The sequence below is a fragment of the Arthrobacter sp. HMSC08H08 genome (assembly GCF_001807575.1).
GTDB classification, from domain to species: Bacteria; Actinomycetota; Actinomycetes; order Actinomycetales; family Micrococcaceae; genus Pseudoglutamicibacter; species Pseudoglutamicibacter albus.
The window spans coordinates 19,185-41,026 of the sequence record NZ_KV789399.1; the positions used below are offsets into that span (position 1 = coordinate 19,185).

The window sequence follows — 21,842 nt, forward strand, 5'->3', positions numbered from 1 at the left end:
GGAGACAGTGCGCGAGGAGTAGATGCATGCCGGCCGTCGTTATTGTTGGCGCCCAGTGGGGCGATGAAGGCAAGGGCAAAGCAACCGACCTTCTTGGTGGTCGTGTTGATTACGTTGTGAAACCGAATGGCGGTAACAACGCGGGCCACACCGTTGTGGTGGGTGGTGAAAAGTATGAGCTCAAGCTCATCCCGGCCGGTATTTTGGCCCCGAATGTGATCCCTGTTCTGGGGAACGGTTGTGTTGTGAACCTTGAGGCCCTCTTCGAGGAGATCGACGCGCTTGAGGCTCGCGGCGCTGATACGTCCCGGCTGCGTGTTTCTGCGAACGCTCACTTGGTGGCCCCGTATCACCAGACACTCGATAAGGTCACCGAACGTTTCTTGGGTAAGCGCGCGATCGGCACAACCGGTCGCGGCATCGGCCCGACCTACATGGATAAGATCGGCCGCCTCGGCATCCGTGTCCAGGACATTTTCGACGAATCGATCCTGCGCCAGAAGATCGAGGGCTCACTGCGGCAGAAGAACGAACTCTTAGTCAAGGTCTATAACCGCCGTGCCGTGACAGTCGAAGAGGTTGTTGAATACTTCTTGAGCTTCGCTGACCGTTTGCGCCCGATGGTGATCGACGCTGAGCTGGAAATCAACAAGGCGCTCGATGAGGGCAAGGTTGTGCTCATGGAGGGCGGGCAGGCCACCTTCTTGGATGTGGACCACGGGACCTACCCGTTCGTGACCTCATCGAACCCGACCGCCGGCGGCGCATCGGTGGGTGCGGGCATCGGCCCGACCCGCATCCAGCGCTCGATCGGCATCATCAAGGCCTACACCACCCGCGTGGGTGCTGGCCCGTTCCCGACCGAACTGTTCGACGATATGGGCGAGCGCCTACGCACCGTGGGTGGCGAGTTCGGCGTCAACACGGGCCGTCCGCGCCGCACCGGCTGGTATGACGCGGTTATGGCTCGCTACGCGTCCCGCGTCAACGGCTTCACCGACTACTTCTTGACCAAGCTCGACGTTCTGACGGGCATCGAGAAGATCCCGGTATGCGTCGCCTACGACGTGGACGGGGTGCGCCACGACGAGGTACCGATGACGCAGTCCGAGTTCCACCACGCCAAGCCGATCTATGAATACTTTGACGGCTGGATCGAAGACATCTCAGGGGCTCGGAGCCTCGATGACCTGCCGGAAAACGCCCGCAAATACGTTGAAGCGCTCGAAGCGATGTCGGGTTGTCGCTTCTCCGCGATCGGGGTAGGCCCGGACCGTGACGCGAGCATCGTGGTGCGGGATCTGATCGGCCCGGTTGAAGACAACTGAGCTCACTCATCCGGCCTTGAAAGAGACCGCTAGTAGCATCTGAAGCCAGCGTGCATAGAACCTTGTTTCTATGCACGCTGTGCTTTATCCGAAGGTGTGTAGAGTAGGGCTCACACCGCTTGTTGCAGACAGCAAGGAGAACGCGATGAAGATTTCCCTTGGCCAGTTCAGCCCGACCGCCGATGTCTTCGAAAACCTCGAAACGTTGGATAAGTTGGCGCGGCAGGCCGCCTCTGAGAAGGCGGACATGATCGTGTTCCCTGAGGAGTCGATGCTTTCGCTGGTCCAGGCTGGCGATGATTTCGCTGGGCTTGTTGAGAAGGGGTGGGAGCGTTTCGCCCGCCAGGTCGGTTTGATTGCGGCGAGCCACAGCATCGCGGTTGTGGTGGGTGGTTATGAGCCGAACGAAACCGGCAAGCCGTACAACACGGTCTTGGCAGTGGATGCGAATGGTCAGGAGCTTGAGACGTACCGCAAGATCCACTTATATGACGCGTTCACGTTCAAGGAATCCAACCGTATTTCTGCAGGCGACCCCAACCAGGTCGCTACGTTCACGTACGGGAACCTGACGTTCGGGATGATGACGTGCTACGACGTGCGTTTCCCCGAGCTCGCGCGCAACCTTGCGTTGGCTGGCGCTGATGTCCTGTTGGTTCCAGCGGCTTGGTATAAGGGCGAGAACAAGATCGACCACTGGCAGACGCTACTGAAGGCCCGCGCTGTGGAGAACACGGTATGGGTTGCGGCTGCCGGTACGGCCTCGAACCAGACGATCGGCTACTCGGTCATCCTGGATCCGCTGGCCCAGCCTGTCGCTTATCTTGAGGACGAGCCATTCGGTTTGGTCACAGGCAAAGTGGGCCGCAAGAAGGTCAAGAGCGTGCGAGAATACCTGCCGGTTCTTCAGAACCGCCGCGTAGGGGTCGACGCGCCAAAGGCCTGATCGCTGACCGCGGGCTAGCCGCGGCAGGGCTAGCCAGCGCCGCTACATCCAGTCTTTCTTTTTGAAGACGATGAACAGGAACAGAGCGAATCCAAACATGGCCGCGAGCGCGAGCGGGTAGCCGTAGGTCCATTCGAGTTCGGGCATGTTGGTGAAGTTCATGCCGTAGATCGCACCGATGAGCGTGGGCGCAAAGATGATAGCCGCCCACCCGGAGATCTTCTTCATGTCTTCGTTTTGCCGCTGAGAGACCAAGGTCGCGTTGACCTGCAGGATCTGATTCAGCGCGTCCCGTAGCTCGGCGATGTCGGGGATGATCTGGGAGAGATGATCAGAGACGTCATCGAGGTACATACGCAACTCGGTGTCGGTCCCATAGCGGGTGGTTCCGATCAACAGGCGGCGGATCACGGTCGCTAACCCGTTGGACATTTGGCGTAGCTCGATGATCTCGCGCGACAAGCGGTAAATACGCTCGGCAGCCGCCGGGTCACCCGAGAACACCTGGCGTTCAATCTCTTCTTTGTCAGTCTCGAGGCCACGCAGCACGGGGCCGTATCCGTCCACGACCGCATCGAGCACTGCATGCAGCACGGCTTCCGGGCCGTGCTTGAGTAGCTCGTTCTGTTCGCCGAAGCGGTGTTCGAGCCGGAAACCTTTCGCCTGCCAGGCTCGCACCGCGGCCTGATCCTGGCACAAAACCGCTACCTGGTTCCCTCGCATCAACAGGTTGAATTCGCCGAAAACGACCTCTTCGATGTCATCTTGATAGGCAACAGAGTGAGTCACGACGAACAGGGTGTCGCCCTGACGTTCGGCTTTAGCGCGCCGCGATGGGGCCTGCAGGTCCTCGAGCAGCAGCGGGTGAAGATCCCAGGCCTCCGCGAGGTCTTCAATCTGCTGGTCAGTCGGCTTATCCATCGAGATCACGACGACCTGGTCAGGGTGTTCTTCCGAATACCTGCCAGCGGTTTCGATGGTGTGGCCGCCGGTGAGCGGGAACGCGCCTTCGTTATCGAATGAGACTGCGCGGATGTTGTCTTTCACCACGTGCGGGGTCGGCGGCGCAACGGGGGTTCGCTTATGACTGGCACGTCCCGAAACGAGGGGGAGGCCGAGTTTGGAGCGGATCTTGTTGCGAGCAGACATGCCTCTATTCTGGCACCAGTTCCACCCGTTCCCGGCCACCGCGACGCGCTGGACGTTCAACCCCGCGGCGCCGCGGTGAGACGGTCACGCGGTCGCCACCGCGCCGCCGCGCAGGCGCCTCAAGCGTCGGTGCGCGATCGTGCCGCGCAGCGACGCAACAGCAACCGTTATGCGCGCAGTTGGCGTTTGGAGGAGATGACTCCGGTGTCGAAGCCTGCAAGGTGGAGGCCGCCGTGGAAGCGTGCGTGCTCGATTTTGACGCAACGGTTCATGACCGCGGCGAGCCCGCCGGCTTCAGCGATGCGCGCGGCTTCTTCGTTCCACAGGCCCAACTGTGCCCAGAACACCTTCGCGCCCACACGCACGGCGTCCTCAGCGACGCTCGGGAGGTCCTCGTTACGGCGGAACGCAACCACGATGTCGGGCACTTCCGGCAGGTCATCGAGGCTCGGGTACACGGGCTCCCCGAGTAGCTCAGTGGCTCGCGGGTTGATGAAGTACAGCTTGTAGGGGGCGGAGGACTGCAGGTAGGTCGCCACGAAATACGCGGCACGCGCGGGGTTCGTGGAGGCGCCCACGATCGCGATGCTCTTGGCGGCACGCAGCAGGTTCAACCGTTGCGGGGCTGATGGGCCAACCCACGCACTGTTGGCCTCTGTTGTGGTGGTTTCGTTGCTCATTACGCTTCCTCCCCGTTCGCAGCACCGTCACTAGCACCGTTCACGGCGGCTTCCAGGGCCTGGTCGAGGTCCCAGATGATGTCCTCAACATCTTCAAGGCCCACCGAAATACGGATCAGGTCTTCGCCGATCCCGCCCGCAATCAGCTGTTCTTTACTTAGCTGCTGATGCGTTGTGGATGCCGGATGCAACACGAGGGTCTTCGCGTCACCAATGTTGGCTAGGTGGCTTGCCAGCTGCAGGTTCGCGATGAACTCAGCCCCGACGTCGCGCCCACCCTTGACACCAAAGCTGAACACGGAGCCCACGCCCTTCGGCAAGAGCTGCTTGCCGCGCTCGTGGTAGGCGTGGTCTTCCAGGCCGGCGTAGGAGACCCACTCGATGCGGTCATCGTTAGCCAGCCAACGCGCGACCTCACGGGCGTTGGCGATGTGCTCATCCATACGCTGCGGCAGGGTTTCGATGCCGATGAGCAACTGCCACGCGGACTGAGGGGCGAGCGATGCGCCGATGTCACGCAACTGTTCGTTGCGTAGCTTGGTGAGGAAACCGTATTCACCGAAGTTGCCCCACCACGACAAGTCACCGTAGGAAGGCACCGGCTCCGTCATGGATGGGAAGTTGCCGTTGCCCCAGTTGAAACGGCCTGATTCAACGACGACGCCGCCCAGGGTGGTTCCGTGGCCGCCCAGGAACTTGGTCGCCGAGTGGATCACGATGTCCGCGCCGTGTTCCAGCGGACGGAAAATGTACGGCGGGGTCAGGGTTGAATCCACAACCAGTGGGATCCCGTGTTCGTGGGCGAGAGCGCCGAGACCTTCGATGTCGGTGATGACTCCGGATGGGTTCGCTACCACCTCGGTGTAGAGGACCTTGGTGTTCGGTTGGATCGCGGCCGCGAAGTCCTCGACCTCGGTCGAGTCGATGAACGTCGTCTCCACGCCGAATCGGCGCAGCGTGACATCCAGCTGGGTTACGGTCCCGCCGTAGAGCTTCGAGGAAGCGACCACGTGATCGCCCGCCTGGCACAGCGCGGCGAACGTGATGAACTCAGCGGCCATACCCGAAGACGTCGCGACCGCGCCGATACCGCCCTCAAGGGACGCGACGCGTTCCTCGAACGCCGCAACCGTAGGGTTAGCGATACGCGAATACACGTTCCCGTACTTCTGCAGCGCGAACAGCGTTGCCGCATCGTCCGCGTTTTCAAACACGAAAGACGTCGTGTTATACAGCGGGACGGCACGCGAACCGTGCTCCGAATCAGGGGTGGCACCCGCATGCAGGGCACGGGTACGGAAACCGAATTGACGGTCGGCAGAAGACATGGAACTCCTTCAACTCCATCGATCCCGGCATGAGCACCATTCGCTGCAGCAGTGAACGCTACATGAGTGAACACTGTGGCGATGGTTGCTGCGGCGTCACAGGGCCAGGTCCCTCGACCGCTCTAGATGGTCAGCCACCATTATGCGCACTCGCCTCGAGCCAGGGCAAACGCATGTGACGTACTAAGGCGCGCCGGGAACAGTGCGGCCGGCATAAGCTGGGGATATGAGCACCAGCCCTCACCACGTCCCGTCTCTCGCTTTGGTCCGCCACGGGCAAACAGACTGGAATAAAGAACGCCGCTTCCAAGGAAGCGCGGACGTCCCCCTCAACGCGACCGGCATCGAACAAGCCCGCGCCGCGGCGGAAACCCTGGCGGCTGACGCGACATCACGATGGGGTAGCCCGTGGGACGTCATCCTCACCTCCCCGCAACTCAGGGCGCGCGAAACCGCGGAGATCATCGCTGAACACCTCGGACTTGAGGCGCCGCGCGTCGTCGCCGGGCTCAAAGAACGCTCATACGGGCCCTACGAAGGCCGTGCCTACGGCGACCTCGACAAAGAAACCTTCACCTACCTCTTCCCGGCACACCTCCCCAACGTCGAAGAGGTCGAAGCCCGCGGTAAAGAGCTCGGGATCCTCGAAGGCGTCGAAAGCTCCAAAGACGCCGGCCGCCGTAGCGCTACAGCGCTCGCCGAAGCGCTCCAGCGCAACCCAGGCCAACGCGTCATCGCCGTATCCCACGGCTCGACCACCCGCTGCCTGCTCAACACCCTGGACGAGTGGAACATCAGCAATCCGGGGTTGCGCAACTGCGACATCCGCTACCTCACCCCAGCCCAAGAAGCGCACCTGCACCACATCCGCAGCGCACTTTCCTAACCCGGCGCTGCATCACAGCCACCCACTACACTGACTGTGACGCCGTTCACGGACACCAGCTAAGCCAAGGACACCCATGATGAGCACCGCCAGTACATCAGCGAGAAACACGTCAGCACCGGGGCAACAGCTTCCGGCGGTACATCCGGCGGCGCAAGAACCGATCCCGGCGGAACTCAACGGGCACATCGTCCGGTTGCGCCGCTATCTGCACGCGAATCCCGAGCTGGACCGGCACCTGCCCACGACGCAGGCCGCGGTGCTGGATGCGCTCGAGGGAACCGAGGGGATCGAGTTGCACACCGGGAAGGCGCAGTCCTCCGTGACCGCTGTTCTGCGCGGTGCTGCTCCGCTTCCTGAAGGTACGCGCCGCCCCGTAGTCCTGTTGCGTGGAGACATGGACGCGCTACCGGTCACCGAAGAAACCGGGCTTGAATATTCGCCCACCGAAACCGGGAAGATGCATGCGTGCGGCCACGACATGCACACCGCGGGCCTGGTGGGCACGCTGCTGTATCTCGCACAGCGCCGCGATGAACTTACCGCCGATGTTGTAGGCATGTTCCAGCCTGCCGAAGAAACCGCTGGCGGCGCGAAAACCATGATCGAAGAAGGCCTACTGGAAGCCGCAGGCCAGCCGGTCGATGAGGCGTACGCGATCCACGTGTACGCCGACCGCTATCCGCACGCGACGTTCGTCTCCAAACCGGGAACCATACAGTCCGGATGTGATGACCTCGTCATCACCGTCCACGGCCAAGGCGGCCACGGATCCGCCCCGCACCAAGCCGCGGACCCGGTGCCAGTCGCGGCAGAGATCGTGCTCGGCCTACAGACCATGGTGACCCGCCAGTTCGACCCGTTCGACCCCGTCGTGGTGACTGTCGGCTCGATCAAGGCGGGCTCTGCGCCGAACATCATCCCGTCCACCGCAACCATCCAGGTCACGCTGCGTTCCTTCAGCCCGGCGTCACGTGAAAAGCTCGTGCCGGCCGTGCAGCGCGTCGCCAAAGGCATCGCGGAAGCCCACGGGATGAGCGCAAGCTACAGGGTCGAATGCGACTTTCCTGTAACCGTGAACTCGGCCGAACACGTGGACTACGTTGCCGAAACCGTGCGGGACCTGTTCGGGGATACCGCCTACCGAGACCTGCCGCGCACCGAAGCCGGTTCAGAAGACTTCTCCGAAGTGCTCCAGCGCGTACCGGGCGCCTACATTTTCCTCGGTGCCGTCCCGGAAGGCGAAGACCCCACGAAAGTTGCGGGCAACCACTCGCCGCACGCGATCTTTGACGACCGCGTGCTGGGCCGTAGCGTGCGGCTTTTCGCGGAACTTGCGCTACGCCGCGGGCCTCTCGCACATTAACGATCAGCCCGCAACGACAAGCCGGCGGCGGCTACGCGTGTCAGTAGTGGTAGGTGTCCGATGGCGCAGGGGCCGGGTCGGATGCCTTGCGCCATTGCACGTTGTAGGCCTTCGCAAGGGCGAGGATCTTGTTCGCGCGGGAGAGGCGCGGCAGGTCGGAGCCGTTGCGGATCTCTCCGCCGGCTTCCTCGAATTCTGTGAGGAACTCGTGTGCCCACGCGACGTCCTCGCTGGAAGGGGAGAGGCCTTCGTTGACGGTTGCGGTCTGTTCTGGAACTAGGCACAGTTTGCCGGTCATACCGAACTCGCTCGTGACCGCGGCGGCTTCGGCGAGTTTGACGCCCGTGGTACCCACGGTCGGGCCGTCGATCGCGCCCGGCAGGCCTGTTGCGCGGGATGCGATCGTGAACTGTGAGCGGGCATAAGCCAACGCCATCGGGCCGTCCCCCATCCCGGTGTCGCGGCGGAAGTCACCGATACCGAACGCCAAACGGTAGGTTCCCTTCGCCGCGGCGATCGAATCGATGCGCTGCAAACCGCGCGCGGTCTCAACGAGTGCAATCACGGGAATCCCAGGCAAGCGGCGTGCGGTCTCGTTGACGTGGTCGGTGGATTCGACCATCGCGAGGATCACACCGGCCAAACCACCCTCAGCCACAGGCCCACCCACAGCGGAAGGCAACGCGGCAGCTAAAGCCTCAACGTCGTCTTCCCAATACTTGGTCGCATAACCGTTCATACGAACCCACGCGGTGTGGCCGCTAGTCATCCACTCAACCGCGGCTTCACGGGCAGCAACCTTGTCTTTCGGCGCCACCGCATCTTCGATATCCAAAACCACCACATCGGCGGCGGAATCCTCGGCTTCAGCGAAACGGTCAGGATGCGCCGCGTTCGTCAAAAGCCACGAACGCGCAAGGTCTGGGCCGATCTTCTGACCGGCCGCCGTAGGGATCTGTGCAGGGTAAAACGTAGGAGCCATGACCACACGTTACTGACTCTGGCGGCGCTTGAGCCACGTTGTGACAACATATATCACCGAAATCAGGGCGATCCACACGGCACCCGCGATGAGTGAGACGCGCGTGTTCGGGAACCACGCCATCAACACGATCACCAGAACCAGGAAGGAACCCGCGAAGATCGGGGTGATGGGCCACAACGGCACCGGGAACTCAAGCCCTTCCTTAGGCACGCCTTCGCGGCGTAGTTTGATGCGCATCGCGGTGTGGGACAGCAAAACCATGCACCACAGCCACGTGATCGCAAACGCACCGACCGAGGCAACCACGGCGAAAGCGGACTCCGGCATCAGGAAGTTCAACACCACACCCACCGTGAGCGCGCACATCATGAGCAGTGCCGCAGCCCACGGCACGCCCTTGCCCGTGGTCCGGGTGAACGCGCGTGGGGATTGCCCCAGGTGTGCCATCCCGAACAGCATGCGGCCGGCACCGTACGAGTTCGCGTTGATCGCAGAGATCGCGGCCGTGAGCACCACGATATTCAAAATATGTTGCGCCGCCGGGATTCCTAGCGTCGCGAAAATCTGGACGAACGGGGAAGTGTCCGAGCTCATGTGGTTCCACGGAACCAGCGTCATGATCACACCCAAAGCCAGAACATAGAACAGCAGGATGCGGATCGGAACCGAGTTCACGGCGCGCGGGATCGCGGTGTGCGGATCGTTAGCCTCGCCCGCGGTCACGGCGATGGTCTCGATGCCACCGAAGCTGAACACGACCATCGTCAAGCACGCCAGAATGCCCATCCAGCCGTTAGGTGCCAAGCCGCCGTGATCGAAAAGATTATGAAGGCCCGGGGTCGCCTCACCCGGCACGCTCATGCCGAAGATCAGGATCGCGATGCCGCCGAGGATCATCGCGATCACGGCGCCGACCTTGATGATCGACATCCAGAACTCCATCTCGCCGAACACCTTCACGTGCCGGGTGTTGATGCCCGCGATCAACAAAACGACGGCCGCCGCCCAGATCCATTGCGGCGCGTTGGGGAACCACAACCCCATATACACGGACACCGCGGTGACGTCCGCGATCGAGACGACGAGCATACAGAACACGTACGTCCAGCCGGTCGTGAACCCCAGGTAGCGGCCCAAATAGCGGGTCGCGTAGTCAGAGAACGCGCCAGCGACGGGGTTGCGGACCGCCATCTCGCCCAGGGCGCGCATCACGATGAATACCGCGGCACCCGCCACGATGTAGGCGAGCAGAACGATCGGGCCGGCGGCCTTGATCGCATCCGCTGAGCCATAGAAAAGCCCGGTTCCGATCGCCGAACCCAGCGCCATGAACTGGATGTGGCGCCCGGTCAGGCCTTTATCGAGGGAAGCCTTCTCAACCCGGGGCGAAGCGTCGGCGCTGGAACCCGTGCCGCTGTTAGAAGCCGTGTCTTTGCTAGAACGCATGCATCGAGACTAGGACGATGCGTGACCCAATGCACATTCGCGATAGGGCTTGGGCGAGCTGGCCGCCTAACCCTAGACGAACTGACTTCAAATCAGCTCAAAGCACGCATTTTCTCCTGCGGCGCGGCCTCCTGCTGTAGCCGCGGGTAAGTTCCCCGGTTGGTACGGCCTAGCTGCGGATACAGCTAGCCGCGGGCGGCGGCGAGCACGTCCGGGATGCATTCTTCGTTGCGCAGGCTCGTGGTGTCGCCGAGTGTTTCACCGGTATAGGCCTGGGTGAGGATGCGGCGCATGATCTTGCCGGAGCGGGTTTTCGGTACGTCGGGCACGAGGATGATGCGGGCCGGTTTCGCGATGGGCCCGATCTCCTTGGTCACGGTGGCGCGTAGCCGCTGCGCGAACTCGGCGACGGCCTCCTCGCTCGCGTCAGCGCCGAGCAGGGACTGATCGCCGGGGACCACGAACGCGATCGCGGCGTGCCCGGTCTTCGCATCCGGTACCGGGCACACGCCGGCTTCCACAACACCCGGGTCGGTCACGAGCGCGGACTCGATCTCAATGGTTGAGAGCCTGTGGCCTGAAATGTTGATGACGTCATCGGTACGGCCGAGGATCCAGGTGTCGCCGTCGGCATCGACTTTCGCGCCGTCGCCTGCGCTGAACCAACCGTATGTGGCGTAGGCCTTCCAATAGGAGGTGTACCAGCGTTCAGGGTTTCCCCACACGGTGCGCGCCATCGAGGGCGGGAACTGGGTGAGCACGATGTTGCCTTGGGTTCCAGCCGGTGTCGGGTTGCCCTCGTCGTCGACAACCGCGGTCGCTACCCCTGGCATGTCGCGGCCTACGCTGCCGGGCTTGACGGTGGTTGCGCCGGGTAGGGGAGTGAGGATGGTGGAGCCAGTTTCTGACTGCCACCAGGTATCGACCATGCTGATGCCGCGCTCGGGTTCCCCGGTTTCAGGGTTGGCGGGCTGGTAGGTGTCGCGGCCGATCTGTTCGCGTAGCCACCGTGCTGCTTCAGGGTTGACGGCTTCACCTACGGTTCCGCCGAGGCGGATGCTGGAGAGATCGTATTCGGCTGGGATCCCTTCCGGGAACCAGCCCATGAGCGAACGCACGAGCGTTGGCGCGGTGTAGTAGGAGGTCACACCATAACGCTGGATGACTTCGAAGTGCCGGCCCGGGTGCGGGGCGTTCGGCACGCCTTCATAGATGACTTGGGTCGCGCCGGCCCCGAGCGGCCCATAGATCTCGTAGGTGTGGGCGGTGACCCACGCGAGATCTGCAGTGCACCAATGCACGTCGCCCGCGCGTTGAGCTGGGTCCGGGTGGGCGAAAATCTGGTTATAGGTCGCTACAGCACCGGTGAGGTAGCCGCCGGTCGTGTGCACCAGGCCCTTCGGTTTCCCGGTGGTCCCGGAGGTGTACATGATGAACAGCGGATTTTCCGCATCGAACGCTTCCGGTGTGTGCTGCCGGGGCTGGCGGGGCACAATCTGGTCCCACCAGATGTCACGGCCTTCGGTCCACGGGATGTCTCGCTGGCCGGTGCGGTCGATCACGAGCACATGCTCGAGCTGGTTCTCCCCGGATGCGGCCTCGTCCGCGATGTCCTTGACGGGCACGGCCTTGCCGCGGCGGTACTGGCCGTCGCTGGTGACCAGCAGCTTGGCGCGGGTGTCTTCAACCCGGAAACGCAACGCTTCTGCGCTGAACCCGCCGAAAACAAGCGAGTGGATCGCGCCGATGCGTGCGCAAGCCAGCGTGATGATGATCGTCTCAACGAGCACCGGAAGATAGATCACGACGCGATCGCCGCGGGTGATGCCCAGTTCCGTGAGCGCGTGGGCGGCCTGCGAGACTTCCTCGGTGAGTTCGCGGTAGGTCACGGTGCGACGGTCGCCGGGTTCACCTTCGAAGTAGAGCGCTACTTTGTCCCCGTTGCCCGCCGCTACGTGGCGGTCTGCGCAGTTGACAGCGGCGTTGAGCGTGCCTCCCGCGAACCAGGTTTGCTGCAGACCTTCCTGAGTTTCAGGGTTAGGCGGGGTTAGCGTGTGCACCGTATCCCACGGGGTCTCCCACGTGAGCTGCCCGGCCTGTTTGGCCCAGTACGCGCTGTGCTCTTCATCGCTAAGCAGCGCGTCATCGCTAGGCTGCGCGCTGCTGAGGTTTGCGTTGCTGAGCTGAGCCTGGGCGGCCTGGTGCGCGGGTGCGGACGTTGCGGTCATGCGTTGTCACTCCATCGATCCTGGCGTGAGCACCATGCCCGGTAAAAACCCGGGGTGGTTGCTGCGGCGTCGTAGAGCCAGATCTCTCAGCCGCTCTGGATGGTTGTGCTGTCCATAGTGGGTGACGAATGCGGTTGCACGCAAATCGGGTCAGCGTGTGTGTCATGTTGCTCAACACGGCTGGCGAAGCAAAGGCGTCCGATGCGGCGGGCGATCACCCCACCCATGATCCCGTTGATGATCAGCGCGATGATATCGACGGTAAAGAACACTTCTGGCCGCGCAAGTTCCACGTCGCTGTAGCCCTTTCACCTGCAGAAACCCGTGTTATGGCTTGGGGTAATACTTTCGCAAGTGTAGCCGCCGATGCGTGCCGTCATTCTTTGTCATCGGTCACGAGCGATTTGCGTGATGCCCATGGTGTGCCTCTATGCTGAATCCGTATCCATCCAGAGCGGCCGAGAGATCTGGCTCGTTGACGCCGCAGCAACCATCCTGAAGGGTTCCGTAGCAGGAATCGTGAGGGAAAGGTGCTCCCGCCAGAAGACGATGGCGCAGCGTTTGAGGGCTGCGGGAAAGGGTTAACATGTCGTCTGAAAAACCGATTCTTCTCAACGCCTTCGCGATGAACACGATTGGCCACCAGTCCCCGGGTTTGTGGAAGCATCCGGAAGATACCTCGCGGGATTACAACAAGCTCTCGCACTGGGTTGAGCTCGCCAGGATCCTGGAAGAGGGCCGTTTCTCCGCCCTGTTTTTGGCCGATGTGATGGGTGTGTATGACGCGTATGCGAACTCCCCGGAAACGGCGTTGCGTTCCGGTGCGCAGATCCCGTTGGCTGATCCGGCGGTGATCGTGGCGGGGATGGCTGCAGCGACGAAGAACCTCGGTTTCGGTGTCACTGCGGGCACTGCGTATGAGCATCCGGTGGGGCTCGCGCGCCGCATGGCGACCCTGGATCACATCACGGGCGGGCGAGTCGGCTGGAACGTTGTGACCGGCTACCTCGAGTCCGCGGCGAAGAACTTTGGCCAGACCAGCCAGATGGAGCACGACGAACGCTACGATCACGCGGATGAATACCTCGAGGTCGTGTATAAGCTGCTCGAGGGTTCGTGGGAGGACGACGCGGTTGTAGCTGACCGCGAATCCGGCTTGTTCGTTGACCCGGCTAAGGTGCACCCGATTGAACACGAAGGCACGTGGTTCAACGTTCCAGGCATTGCGATCACGGAGCCTTCCCGCCAACGCACCCCGGTGATCTTCCAGGCCGGCGCGTCCTCGCGCGGTATGGCTTTCGCGGGGAAGCACGCTGAGGCTGTGTTCGTTTCGCAGGCAACCAAGGAAGGCCTCGCGAAGACCGTGAAGAAGATTCGTGAAGCAACCGTGGCGGCGGGCCGTAACGCTGATGACGTCAAGATTTTCGCGATGATCACCCCGGTTGTGGGTAAGACGAACGAGGAAGCGTGGGAGAAGTTCCGCGAATACCAGTCTTATGCCGATGAGCAGGGCGCGTTGGCGTTGCTCGCAGGCTGGACGGGCATCGACTTGTCCGAATACCCGCTGGATGCGGTGATCGGTGAAGACGTGGAGTCCAACGCGATCCAGTCCGCGGTGAACATGTTCCAGGCGGCTTCAGGTGATTCTGATAAGCCGTGGAACGTGGGCCAGTTGGCGCGCTACATCGGCGTGGGTGGTTTCGGTCCGGTTGCCGTGGGTACCGGCCGCGAAGTCGCCGAACAGTTCCACGAATGGGTGCGTGACACCGGGGTGGATGGCTTCAACGTCGCCTACGCGGTCAAGCCTGGCACGTTCCGTGACGTCGTGGACTACGTGATTCCAGAACTCGAAGCGCTCGGCGTGTACCCGAGCGCTGAGGAAGCCGCCGACGCCACGGTTGCGTGGGATGCCGACCGCCCAGTGGAAGACCAGACGGGTTCCTCCTTGCGCCACGCACTGTTTGGTCGCGGCGACCGGTTGCCGGAAAACCATCCGGGCGCGGCTGTCCGCCGCTAGGTTGCCACGCTGGCGGGCAGGAGACAGCGCCCGCCAGCCAGGGTAGGCCGTACATTTCACGGCCGCGAATACGACATGGCTGTGGGCGCCAGGATGAACCTGGCGCCCACAGCCATCTCTTGTTATCGAAGGTGCCTGCTAGCGGTGTGCTGTAGCCGTACGGCACACCGCTAGCAACAGGCGTTAGCCGAAGTGGCGTTGCATGGTTGTGCCCCAGCCTTCGCGGATTTCGTCGAGGGTTGCACAGAACTCGCCTTGAACTTCGATCGCGTGCGAGGAAGCGTCCACGACACCCAGGCGGACGTGGGCGAAGCCGCGTGCCGCGGCCATCGCGGTGAAACGTTCCTCCTCGGAACGCGGCAGGCACACCAGCGCGCGGGCCTGCGATTCTGAGAACAGAGCGGTGAAAGCGTCAATGCCGTCACGCTGTTTGAGCTCATCCAGGTTCACGCGCACACCGACGCCGTAGCGCATCGACATCTCGACCAGCCCGGCTGCGAGGCCGCCTTCGGAGAGGTCGTGGGCGGCATCGAACATGCCGTCGCGGGAACCAGAGACCAGAAGCTGGCCCAGGGTGCGTTCCGCATCGAGGTCGACCTTCGGCGGGATACCGCCGAGGTGGTCACGCATCGCGGCGAGCTCGGAGCCATCCAGCTCATCGCGGGTCACACCAAGCAAGTAGACCGCGTTGCCGTCGTGCTCTTCACGCCAACCCGAAACCGTGCGCGCGGTGACGTCATCGAAGCGACCCATCACGCCCACAACCGGGGTCGGGTGGATCGGGGTCTCGCCGGTCTGGTTGTAGAGCGAAACGTTACCGCCGGTCACCGGAACCTGGAGTGCAAGGCAGGCATCCGAAAGCCCCTCGATCGCCTGGACCAGCTGCCACATCACATTCGGGTCCTCAGGGGAACCGAAGTTCAAGCAGTCAGTCACAGCCATCGGGGTAGCGCCGGAGGTCGCGACGTTGCGGTACGCCTCGGCCAAAGCCAGCTGAGCGCCAGCGTAGGGGTCGAGGTAGGCGTAACGGCCGTTCGCATCCGTCGCGAAACCGACACCCATGCCGGTGTTTTCATCAACGCGGATCACGCCGGCGTCGTCAGGGGAAGCCAACGCTGTGTTGCCTCCAACGTTGGAATCGAACTGTTGGGTGACCCACGTCTTATCGCACAGGTTAGGCCGCGCCATGAGCTCCAGCATCGCCTGCTTGAGGTCCTCGCCCTGCTCCGGCAGGTTCTTAGCGGCCTCGGAAGCACGGAACGAGTCAGCCTGCAACGCATCCTGATAGTCAGGGCGGGCGTATGGGCGGTCGTATTCAGGTCCCTCTTCAGCGGCGGTCTGCGGATCGATGTCCACAATGACCTCGCCGTTCCACGTGATGATCAGGCGCGGATCCTCGGTGATCTCACCAATCCAGGAGTATTCGACACCGTAGTGCTCCAGGACTTTCTCGAACGCCTCGGCGTTCTCAGGGGTCACCACGGCCATCATGCGTTCCTGGGATTCGGACATCAGGATTTCGGACGGGTTGAGGCTCGGATCACGCAACAGCACGTCCTTGAGCTCAACGTTCATGCCCACGCCACCGTTGGAGGCGAGTTCGCTGGTCGCGCACGAAATACCGGCCGCGCCGAGGTCCTGGATCGCCACAACAAGCTCGTCACGGAACAAGTCGAGGCAGCATTCGATCAGGACCTTCTCAGCGAACGGGTCACCCACCTGGACCGCTGGGCGCTTGGATGGCTTGTCTTCCTCGAAGGACGCCGAAGCCAGAACCGAGGTTCCGCCGATACCGTCGCCGCCTGTGCGCGCACCGAACAGGACCACACGGTTGCCTTCGCCCTTAGCGTTGGCGAGGTGGATGTCCTCGTGACGCATCACGCCCACAGCGAGCGCGTTGACGAGCGGATTGCCCTGATAGACGGGATCGAACACGGTTTCGCCTCCGATGTTCGGCAGACCAAGCGAGTTACCGTAGCCGCCGATGCCCGCCACGGCCCCGTGCACCACGCGTGCGGTGTCCTGATGGTCGATCGCGCCGAAACGCAGCGGATCCATGACCGCTACAGGGCGGGCACCCATCGAGATGATGTCGCGGACGATACCGCCGATGCCGGTAGCGGCACCCTGATACGGCTCAACATAGGAAGGTGAGTTGTGGGATTCGATCTTGAACGTCACAGCCCAGCCGTCACCGAGGTCGGTCACGCCAGCGTTCTGGCCCATACCAACCAGAGTGTGCTTCTTCATCTCATCGTCAACCTTCTTACCGAAGGAGCGGAGGTGAATCTTGGAGGACTTATAGGAGGCGTGCTCGGACCACATCACGGAATAGATCGCGAGCTCGGAATCCGTGGGGCGGCGGCCCAGGATCTTCTTGATGTCCTCGTATTCGTTTTCCTTCAGCCCCAGTTCAGCCCACGGCTGCTCAACGTCTGGGGTGGATTCGGCATCAGCGACGGTATCAAGGGTGAAATCTTGGGTGGTCACTTGGCGTCCTCCACAAAGTTGCTGATCAAGGAAGTGAACACGGTCAGGCCGTCACGGCCGCGGCCATCGTCTGGTCCGAAGCCCAGCTCGACTGCGTGCTCTGGGTGAGGCATCAGACCAACCACGTTCCCGGCCTCGTTCGTGATGCCGGCGATGCCGCGGCGGGAACCGTTCGGGTTCCAGCCCTCATAACGGAATACCACGCGACCCTCGGCCTCGAGCATGTCGAGAGTCGCCTCGTCTGCGACGTACTGGCCGTCCTGGTTCTTCAACGGATAGACCACGCTCTGGTTCTTCTCATACAGGCGGGTCCACTTGGTTTCGTTGTTCTCAATCGTCAACGGCTGATCGCGGCGAATGAACTTGAGGTGATCGTTCTTGATCATCGAACCGGGAAGCAGGTGCGCTTCGGTGAGGATCTGGAAACCGTTACAGATACCCAGTACCGGCAGCTTCTCATCCGAGTTCGCGGCAGCGATGATGCTGTCCATCACAGGCGCGAAACGAGCGATGGCGCCCGGGCGCAGGTAGTCGCCGTAGGAGAAACCGCCAGCGATTACAACAGCCTGAACATCCTTCAGATCAGCGTCGGCGTGCCACAGGTTCACCGGCTCGCCGCCAGCCAAACGCACCGCACGGCACGCATCGCGGTCATCAAGGGTTCCGGGGAACGTGACAACACCGATCTTGACACCCGAATCCGGGTAGGTGTCCACGGAATTATCAACCAAGAAAGGGAAATCAGTGGTGCGCGGCATTACTGACCGTCCTCAACCACAGCCACGTTGACAACGTCTTCGATGACCGGGTTGGACAGCAGGGTCTCAGCGGCTTCGCGAGCTGCTGCCAAAGTATCTTCTGTCACTTCACCGTCCACGGTCAGTTCAAAACGCTTGCCCTGACGGACTTCGCTGAACTGGGTGAAACCGAGGCGAGGGAACGCACCGAGAATAGCTTTACCCTGCGGGTCCAGAATCTCGGGCTTGGGCATGACGTCAACGACGATCCGGGCCATGATGTGGGATCTCCTGAGATGGCAGTTTCTTGCCGCGAGCACACAGAAATGGTGCTTGCGCACTTGCCTCTCTATCTTATCCGTTTAGGAACACGCGTGGGGTGGGCTCCCGCTAGATGATGCCTTGGTTGAGCATCGCGGTTGCGACACGGCTGAAACCGGCTACGTTCGCGCCGAAAACATAGTCGCCGCCGCGGCCATACTTATCCGCTGATTCGAGGCAGGTTTCGTGGATGTCTTCCATGATCTCGGTGAGACGCTGGACCGTGTAGTCGAACGTCCAGGAGTCACGGGAGGCATTCTGCTGCATCTCAAGCGCGGAGGTCGCAACGCCACCGGCGTTCGCAGCCTTACCTGGGCCGAAGAGCACCTTCGCGTCACGGAAAGCCGCCACCGCATCGGGGGTTGATGGCATGTTCGCGCCCTCGGAAACCGCTTTGACACCATTGCGGATCAGGGTGTGGGCGTCACGGCCGTTGAGTTCGTTCTGGGTTGCACACGGCAAGGCGACGTCGGTCGGCAGGTCCCAGATGGAGCCGTCAGTGACAACGCGGGCGCCGTTGCCCCGGCGTTCGGCGTAATCAGAGATGCGGCCGCGCTCCACTTCCTTGACCTGCTTGATCAGGTCAACATCGATCCCGTTCGGGTCATAAACATAACCCGAGGAATCCGAGCACGCCTGCACGGTGGCACCCAGCATCTGGGACTTCTGCATCGCATAGATCGCGACGTTACCGGAACCGGACACGGTCACCTTGGCGCCGTCGAAAGATTCACCGCGGGTTTTCAGCATGGACTCCGCGAAGATCACGGCACCGTAGCCGGTCGCTTCCGTGCGGGCGCGAGACCCACCCCACAGCAACGCCTTACCGGTCAGGACACCGGACTCATAAGCGTTAGTCATGCGGCGGTACTGGCCGAACATGTAGCCGATTTCGCGGGCACCCACACCGATGTCACCAGCCGGGACGTCAGTGTACTGTCCGATGTGGGAAGCCAGCTCAGTCATAAACGACTGGCAGAAACGCATGACCTCCGCATCGGACTTCCCGTGCGGATCAAAGTCAGAGCCACCCTTACCGCCGCCGATAGGCATACCGGTCAGTGAGTTCTTGAAGATCTGCTCGAAGCCCAAGAACTTGATGATGCCGATGTTCACCGAAGGGTGGAAACGCAAACCACCCTTATACGGGCCAAGTGCCGAGTTGTATTGCACACGGAAGCCACGGTTGATCTGCACCTGGCCGTTGTCATCAACCCACGGCACACGGAAAATGATCTGACGCTCCGGCTCACACAACCGCTGCATGATCCCGTACTCCATGAGCTCGGGGTGCTGTTTGACGACTGGGCCGAGGGAATCGAAAACCTCTGCAACTGCTTGGTGGAACTCTGGTTCGCCAGGGTTGCGGCGAAGTACGTCAGCGTATGCATCCTCTAGCTGTGGTTCCACAGGTCCTCCTGAAATCGTGTTGCGGCTTCCCAGTCTAGAAAAATTTGTGCGCTCGCCGGTTTTTTATTTCTTAACGTCTGGGAATGTGAAGGCTCAGGACAAACCGTCTGGAAATCGTGTATAGGGCTGCGGTGAGGCGTCGGTTTCTGGCTCGGTTCTGGTGCTGTTTTACGGCTTATTTCTGTTCCGCAGCCTGTGCAGGGTGCGCCACTTGTGGGTGGCGGATCCCGGGATGGGTTTTCGGGATGGATCCGAACAGCATCCAGCCGGATGCGATGAGGCTGAGCGCGAAGAGCGGGTAGCTCAGCAGGATGTGGGCCACCGAGAGCCCGATGACGTGGCCGGTAGCCCAGAAGTAGCCGAGCACGATGACGCGGACACCGTATTGGGCGACCCAGAACCATGATGCGCGGTTGTAGGCGCGTAGGATCACGGGGTCCTTACGCCACGTGGTTTTGGTTCCGAGCAGTGCCCCGAGCACGATCCCAAGGAACGGCCAGCGAATCATGATGGAAGCTATCCAGGCCAGCATCGAGGCCGCGTTGGAAAGCAGCCGCAACAGGAAGAAGTCCACGGCGTTGCCGGTATAGACCGCAACCGCGGCGGATGCGACCACGGCGAGCAACCCGAATATGACGGAGGTTAGTCTGCGGCGTTGGTAGAGCGCGAAGCCGGCGATGATGAGCCCGGACAGGGTTGCTGCCGCGCCCCCGATGACGATGTCGTTGCCGCTGAGCATCCATGCGAGCACGAACACAACCGGCGGGATGGTCGCCTCGATCGCGGGGCGCGCACCACCGAGCAACTGAAGCAGAGACTCGGACCCGGCCTGGTGTTCTGCTTCACTGCGCTGTTCAACTTCACCGCGTTGTTCTGCTTCACTGCGCTGTTTTGCTTCACTGTGCGGCGTAGCGTCGCCGTGTTCAGCGCGCTCTGGTGGGGTGGGCATAAGCGCTAGTCTAGTTTCCGACCAGTGTGTGTCCTGGCTCATACCAAAGTTGTGGGGAAGGTGAGGTTTCATGGCCAAGGTGGCTCCGGCATCGGAGGCAACTGTTTCTGCATCTGCAGCTGTTTCGCAGGCGCCGTCGATTTCACAGACGGCCCTGGATTCTCTGCGGGAGGCGATGTGCGGCGGCATCGCGACGGATGAGCCGACCTTGCGTGCGTACTCGATTGACCGTTCGGGTGTTGAGCCGGATGGTGTTCCGGTTGCGGTGGTGTGGCCGGAAACGACAGAGCAGGTTCAGTCGGCGTTGCGCTGGGCTTCCGAACATGGTGTAAGTGTGGTTCCGCGGGGTGCTGGCACGGGTCTGGCGGGGTCTGCGACGGCGGGCGCAGGCTCGCTTGTGGTGTGCCTGGAGCGCATGAATAAGGTCCTTGAAGTTTCGGCGGATGACCGTTTGGCGGTGGTTCAGCCGGGCATCTTGAACGATGAGCTCAATGCGGTGCTACACAAGGATGGTTTGTGGTGGCCGCCAGATCCGGCGTCGAAAGCTATCTCCACGGTGGGCGGGAACATCGCGGCGAATGCTGGCGGGTTTTTGTGCGCTAAATATGGTGTGACGCAGCAGTGGGTTTTGGGGCTCACGGTGGTTTTGGCGGATGGCCGTGTGGTGTCGATGGGGCGGCGCACCGTCAAGGGTGTTTCAGGATATGACGTCACCTCGATGCTGATCGGTTCCGAGGGCACGCTGGGGATCATCGTCGAGTGTGTTCTGAAGGTGCGGCCGCTACAGTCCGCTGAGGTTGCCACGCTGGTTGCGGTGTGTGATTCGGCGGTGGATGCCGCAGCTGCCGCGAGCGCTGTGACGGCGGCGCATCTTCAACCGGCGATGATGGAGCTACTCGATGAGGTGACCTCGGCCGCGGTGGTGGGGCACTTGGTTGCTACGGATGAGGCGTTCGTGGACCCTACCGAGGGCAGGCCGGCGTCGCTGCTTTTGGTACAGACCGATGGCTTGGGTGCCGAAGCAGAGTTGGCTCAGGTGCACGATGCGGTGGCTGGTTTCGCCCGTCACGTGCGGGTTGCGCAGAGCGATGCCGAGACCGAAGCGCTGATCGGTATGCGGCGGGCCGTGTTCCCTGCGATTGAACGCATGGGCGGTAGCGTCTTGGTTGAGGACATCGCTGTTCCGCGGACCAGGATGGCGGAGGCGTTCACTCGGATGCGTGAGATTGAACGGAAGTATGAGGTTGCGTTGCCGAGCGCGGCCCACGCCGGCGATGGCAATATGCATCCGGTGTTCGTGTTCGAACCGGTCGCGGGTGAGACGGGGCTGGACGCAGTTCCGACTCACGTATGGGAAGCCGCCGACGAAGTGTTCAGTGTTGCCCTCGAGATGGGCGGAACGCTCACCGGCGAACACGGTGTGGGCTTGCTGAAGAAACGCTTCCTGCCCGAGGAGCTCGGCGCAGACCAGACGGAACTGCAGCAACAGTTGCGGAAGGTCTTCGACCCGCAAGGGATCATGAACCCCGGCAAGGTCCTCGACTAGGTAGCGGCTGGTTTGGCTAGGCAGCAGCGG

General features: G+C 62.1%; 18 protein-coding genes and 3 riboswitches. Of the genes, 7 read left to right on the forward strand and 11 right to left on the reverse strand.

The features are described 5' to 3' along the window. Positions 1–26: 26 nt before the first annotated feature. On the forward strand, positions 27–1,328 hold the full coding sequence (locus tag HMPREF3175_RS07250) for an adenylosuccinate synthase (protein ID WP_070491549.1): 1,302 nt from the start codon (positions 27–29) through the stop codon (positions 1,326–1,328). Positions 1,329–1,473: 145 nt separating this feature from the next. Further along, positions 1,474–2,274, forward strand: coding sequence for a carbon-nitrogen hydrolase family protein (locus HMPREF3175_RS07255; protein ID WP_070491551.1), 801 nt, complete (start codon positions 1,474–1,476; stop codon positions 2,272–2,274). A gap of 42 nt (positions 2,275–2,316) precedes the next feature. Here HMPREF3175_RS07255 and HMPREF3175_RS07260 read toward each other — a convergent pair whose 3' ends face one another. From HMPREF3175_RS07260 to HMPREF3175_RS07270, 3 genes are all read right to left on the reverse strand, one after another. Beyond that, a complete protein-coding gene (locus tag HMPREF3175_RS07260; protein WP_070491553.1) occupies positions 2,317–3,423 on the reverse strand; it encodes a magnesium and cobalt transport protein CorA in 1,107 nt (368 codons plus the stop codon). Positions 3,424–3,590: 167 nt separating this feature from the next. Further along, a complete protein-coding gene (locus HMPREF3175_RS07265) occupies positions 3,591–4,103 on the reverse strand; it encodes a CoA-binding protein (protein WP_035756582.1) in 513 nt (170 codons plus the stop codon). Then, positions 4,103–5,431 carry an O-acetylhomoserine aminocarboxypropyltransferase/cysteine synthase family protein gene (locus tag HMPREF3175_RS07270; protein WP_070491555.1) on the reverse strand — a complete coding sequence of 443 codons (1,329 nt, stop codon included), beginning with the start codon at positions 5,429–5,431 and terminating at the stop codon, positions 4,103–4,105. Before HMPREF3175_RS07270 ends, HMPREF3175_RS07265 begins: the two co-directional genes overlap by 1 nt. Before the next feature lie 12 nt (positions 5,432–5,443). Beyond that, a riboswitch (SAM riboswitch) is annotated at positions 5,444–5,564 on the reverse strand. Positions 5,565–5,657: 93 nt separating this feature from the next. Here HMPREF3175_RS07270 and HMPREF3175_RS07275 point away from each other — a divergent pair. Further along, positions 5,658–6,317, forward strand: a complete 660-nt coding sequence (locus HMPREF3175_RS07275; protein ID WP_052048533.1) for a histidine phosphatase family protein — start codon at positions 5,658–5,660, stop codon at positions 6,315–6,317. A gap of 76 nt (positions 6,318–6,393) precedes the next feature. Then, the gene (locus HMPREF3175_RS07280; protein ID WP_256276321.1) at positions 6,394–7,683 is read left to right on the forward strand and encodes a M20 metallopeptidase family protein; all 1,290 of its coding nucleotides are present in this window, start codon (positions 6,394–6,396) and stop codon (positions 7,681–7,683) included. Positions 7,684–7,723: 40 nt separating this feature from the next. Here HMPREF3175_RS07280 and HMPREF3175_RS07285 read toward each other — a convergent pair whose 3' ends face one another. The 3 genes from HMPREF3175_RS07285 to acs all read right to left on the reverse strand — a co-directional run bounded on the left by HMPREF3175_RS07285 (position 7,724) and on the right by acs (position 12,342). Next, positions 7,724–8,665 (reverse strand): HpcH/HpaI aldolase/citrate lyase family protein, encoded by a 942-nt coding sequence (locus tag HMPREF3175_RS07285; protein WP_052048547.1) that lies wholly within the window; start codon positions 8,663–8,665, stop codon positions 7,724–7,726. 9 nt (positions 8,666–8,674) lie between these two features. Next, entirely contained in the window at positions 8,675–10,114 is a 1,440-nt protein-coding gene (locus HMPREF3175_RS07290; RefSeq protein ID WP_083289491.1) for an amino acid permease, read from the reverse strand. A gap of 185 nt (positions 10,115–10,299) precedes the next feature. Continuing rightward, positions 10,300–12,342 carry an acetate--CoA ligase gene (acs, locus tag HMPREF3175_RS07295; protein ID WP_083289492.1) on the reverse strand — a complete coding sequence of 681 codons (2,043 nt, stop codon included), beginning with the start codon at positions 12,340–12,342 and terminating at the stop codon, positions 10,300–10,302. An 8-nt stretch (positions 12,343–12,350) separates the two neighbouring features. Next, positions 12,351–12,448, reverse strand: a riboswitch (SAM riboswitch). Between the two features lie 58 nt (positions 12,449–12,506). Between acs and HMPREF3175_RS07300 the strand changes: the two genes are divergently transcribed. Together HMPREF3175_RS07300 and HMPREF3175_RS07305 are read left to right on the forward strand one after the other, a co-directional pair. Continuing rightward, a complete protein-coding gene (locus HMPREF3175_RS07300) occupies positions 12,507–12,779 on the forward strand; it encodes a hypothetical protein (protein ID WP_070491557.1) in 273 nt (90 codons plus the stop codon). A 5-nt stretch (positions 12,780–12,784) separates the two neighbouring features. Then, positions 12,785–12,898, forward strand: a riboswitch (SAM riboswitch). 30 nt (positions 12,899–12,928) lie between these two features. Next, entirely contained in the window at positions 12,929–14,359 is a 1,431-nt protein-coding gene (locus HMPREF3175_RS07305; protein WP_052048532.1) for an LLM class flavin-dependent oxidoreductase, read from the forward strand. A gap of 183 nt (positions 14,360–14,542) precedes the next feature. Here HMPREF3175_RS07305 and purL read toward each other — a convergent pair whose 3' ends face one another. The 5 genes from purL to HMPREF3175_RS07330 form a co-directional block, all read right to left on the reverse strand. Next, positions 14,543–16,849, reverse strand: coding sequence for a phosphoribosylformylglycinamidine synthase subunit PurL (gene purL / locus HMPREF3175_RS07310; protein WP_070491558.1), 2,307 nt, complete (start codon positions 16,847–16,849; stop codon positions 14,543–14,545). Further along, entirely contained in the window at positions 16,846–17,607 is a 762-nt protein-coding gene (gene purQ, locus HMPREF3175_RS07315; RefSeq protein WP_070491560.1) for a phosphoribosylformylglycinamidine synthase subunit PurQ, read from the reverse strand. The genes purL and purQ overlap by 4 nt, the downstream gene beginning before the upstream one ends. Next, a complete protein-coding gene (purS, locus tag HMPREF3175_RS07320; RefSeq protein ID WP_035756569.1) occupies positions 17,607–17,864 on the reverse strand; it encodes a phosphoribosylformylglycinamidine synthase subunit PurS in 258 nt (85 codons plus the stop codon). The genes purQ and purS overlap by 1 nt, the downstream gene beginning before the upstream one ends. A gap of 112 nt (positions 17,865–17,976) precedes the next feature. Further along, entirely contained in the window at positions 17,977–19,317 is a 1,341-nt protein-coding gene (gene gdhA / locus HMPREF3175_RS07325) for an NADP-specific glutamate dehydrogenase (RefSeq protein WP_070491562.1), read from the reverse strand. Positions 19,318–19,492: 175 nt separating this feature from the next. Continuing rightward, positions 19,493–20,266: a DUF3159 domain-containing protein gene (locus HMPREF3175_RS07330; protein ID WP_083289493.1), complete on the reverse strand. Its 774-nt coding sequence runs from the start codon at positions 20,264–20,266 to the stop codon at positions 19,493–19,495. A 70-nt stretch (positions 20,267–20,336) separates the two neighbouring features. On the opposite strand from HMPREF3175_RS07330, the gene HMPREF3175_RS07335 reads away from it, so the two are divergent. Continuing rightward, on the forward strand, positions 20,337–21,812 hold the full coding sequence (locus HMPREF3175_RS07335; RefSeq protein ID WP_083289494.1) for an FAD-binding oxidoreductase: 1,476 nt from the start codon (positions 20,337–20,339) through the stop codon (positions 21,810–21,812). Positions 21,813–21,842: the final 30 nt, after the last annotated feature.

Excerpts from the sequence above, each read along its gene's own strand:
- HMPREF3175_RS07305 (WP_052048532.1), top strand. The coding sequence starts at position 12,929 with ATGTCGTCTGAAAAACCGATTCTTCTCAACGCCTTCGCGATGAACACG.
- HMPREF3175_RS07330 (WP_083289493.1), bottom strand. The coding sequence starts at position 20,266 with ATGCCCACCCCACCAGAGCGCGCTGAACACGGCGACGCTACGCCGCAC.
- HMPREF3175_RS07300 (WP_070491557.1), top strand. The coding sequence starts at position 12,507 with ATGTTGCTCAACACGGCTGGCGAAGCAAAGGCGTCCGATGCGGCGGGC.
- acs (WP_083289492.1), bottom strand. The coding sequence starts at position 12,342 with ATGACCGCAACGTCCGCACCCGCGCACCAGGCCGCCCAGGCTCAGCTC.
- HMPREF3175_RS07265 (WP_035756582.1), bottom strand. The coding sequence starts at position 4,103 with ATGAGCAACGAAACCACCACAACAGAGGCCAACAGTGCGTGGGTTGGC.
- purQ (WP_070491560.1), bottom strand. The coding sequence starts at position 17,607 with ATGCCGCGCACCACTGATTTCCCTTTCTTGGTTGATAATTCCGTGGAC.
- HMPREF3175_RS07255 (WP_070491551.1), top strand. The coding sequence starts at position 1,474 with ATGAAGATTTCCCTTGGCCAGTTCAGCCCGACCGCCGATGTCTTCGAA.
- HMPREF3175_RS07285 (WP_052048547.1), bottom strand. The coding sequence starts at position 8,665 with ATGGCTCCTACGTTTTACCCTGCACAGATCCCTACGGCGGCCGGTCAG.
- purS (WP_035756569.1), bottom strand. The coding sequence starts at position 17,864 with ATGGCCCGGATCGTCGTTGACGTCATGCCCAAGCCCGAGATTCTGGAC.
- HMPREF3175_RS07260 (WP_070491553.1), bottom strand. The coding sequence starts at position 3,423 with ATGTCTGCTCGCAACAAGATCCGCTCCAAACTCGGCCTCCCCCTCGTT.
- HMPREF3175_RS07280 (WP_256276321.1), top strand. The coding sequence starts at position 6,394 with ATGATGAGCACCGCCAGTACATCAGCGAGAAACACGTCAGCACCGGGG.
- HMPREF3175_RS07250 (WP_070491549.1), top strand. The coding sequence starts at position 27 with ATGCCGGCCGTCGTTATTGTTGGCGCCCAGTGGGGCGATGAAGGCAAG.
- HMPREF3175_RS07270 (WP_070491555.1), bottom strand. The coding sequence starts at position 5,431 with ATGTCTTCTGCCGACCGTCAATTCGGTTTCCGTACCCGTGCCCTGCAT.
- HMPREF3175_RS07275 (WP_052048533.1), top strand. The coding sequence starts at position 5,658 with ATGAGCACCAGCCCTCACCACGTCCCGTCTCTCGCTTTGGTCCGCCAC.
- HMPREF3175_RS07290 (WP_083289491.1), bottom strand. The coding sequence starts at position 10,114 with ATGCGTTCTAGCAAAGACACGGCTTCTAACAGCGGCACGGGTTCCAGC.
- HMPREF3175_RS07335 (WP_083289494.1), top strand. The coding sequence starts at position 20,337 with ATGGCCAAGGTGGCTCCGGCATCGGAGGCAACTGTTTCTGCATCTGCA.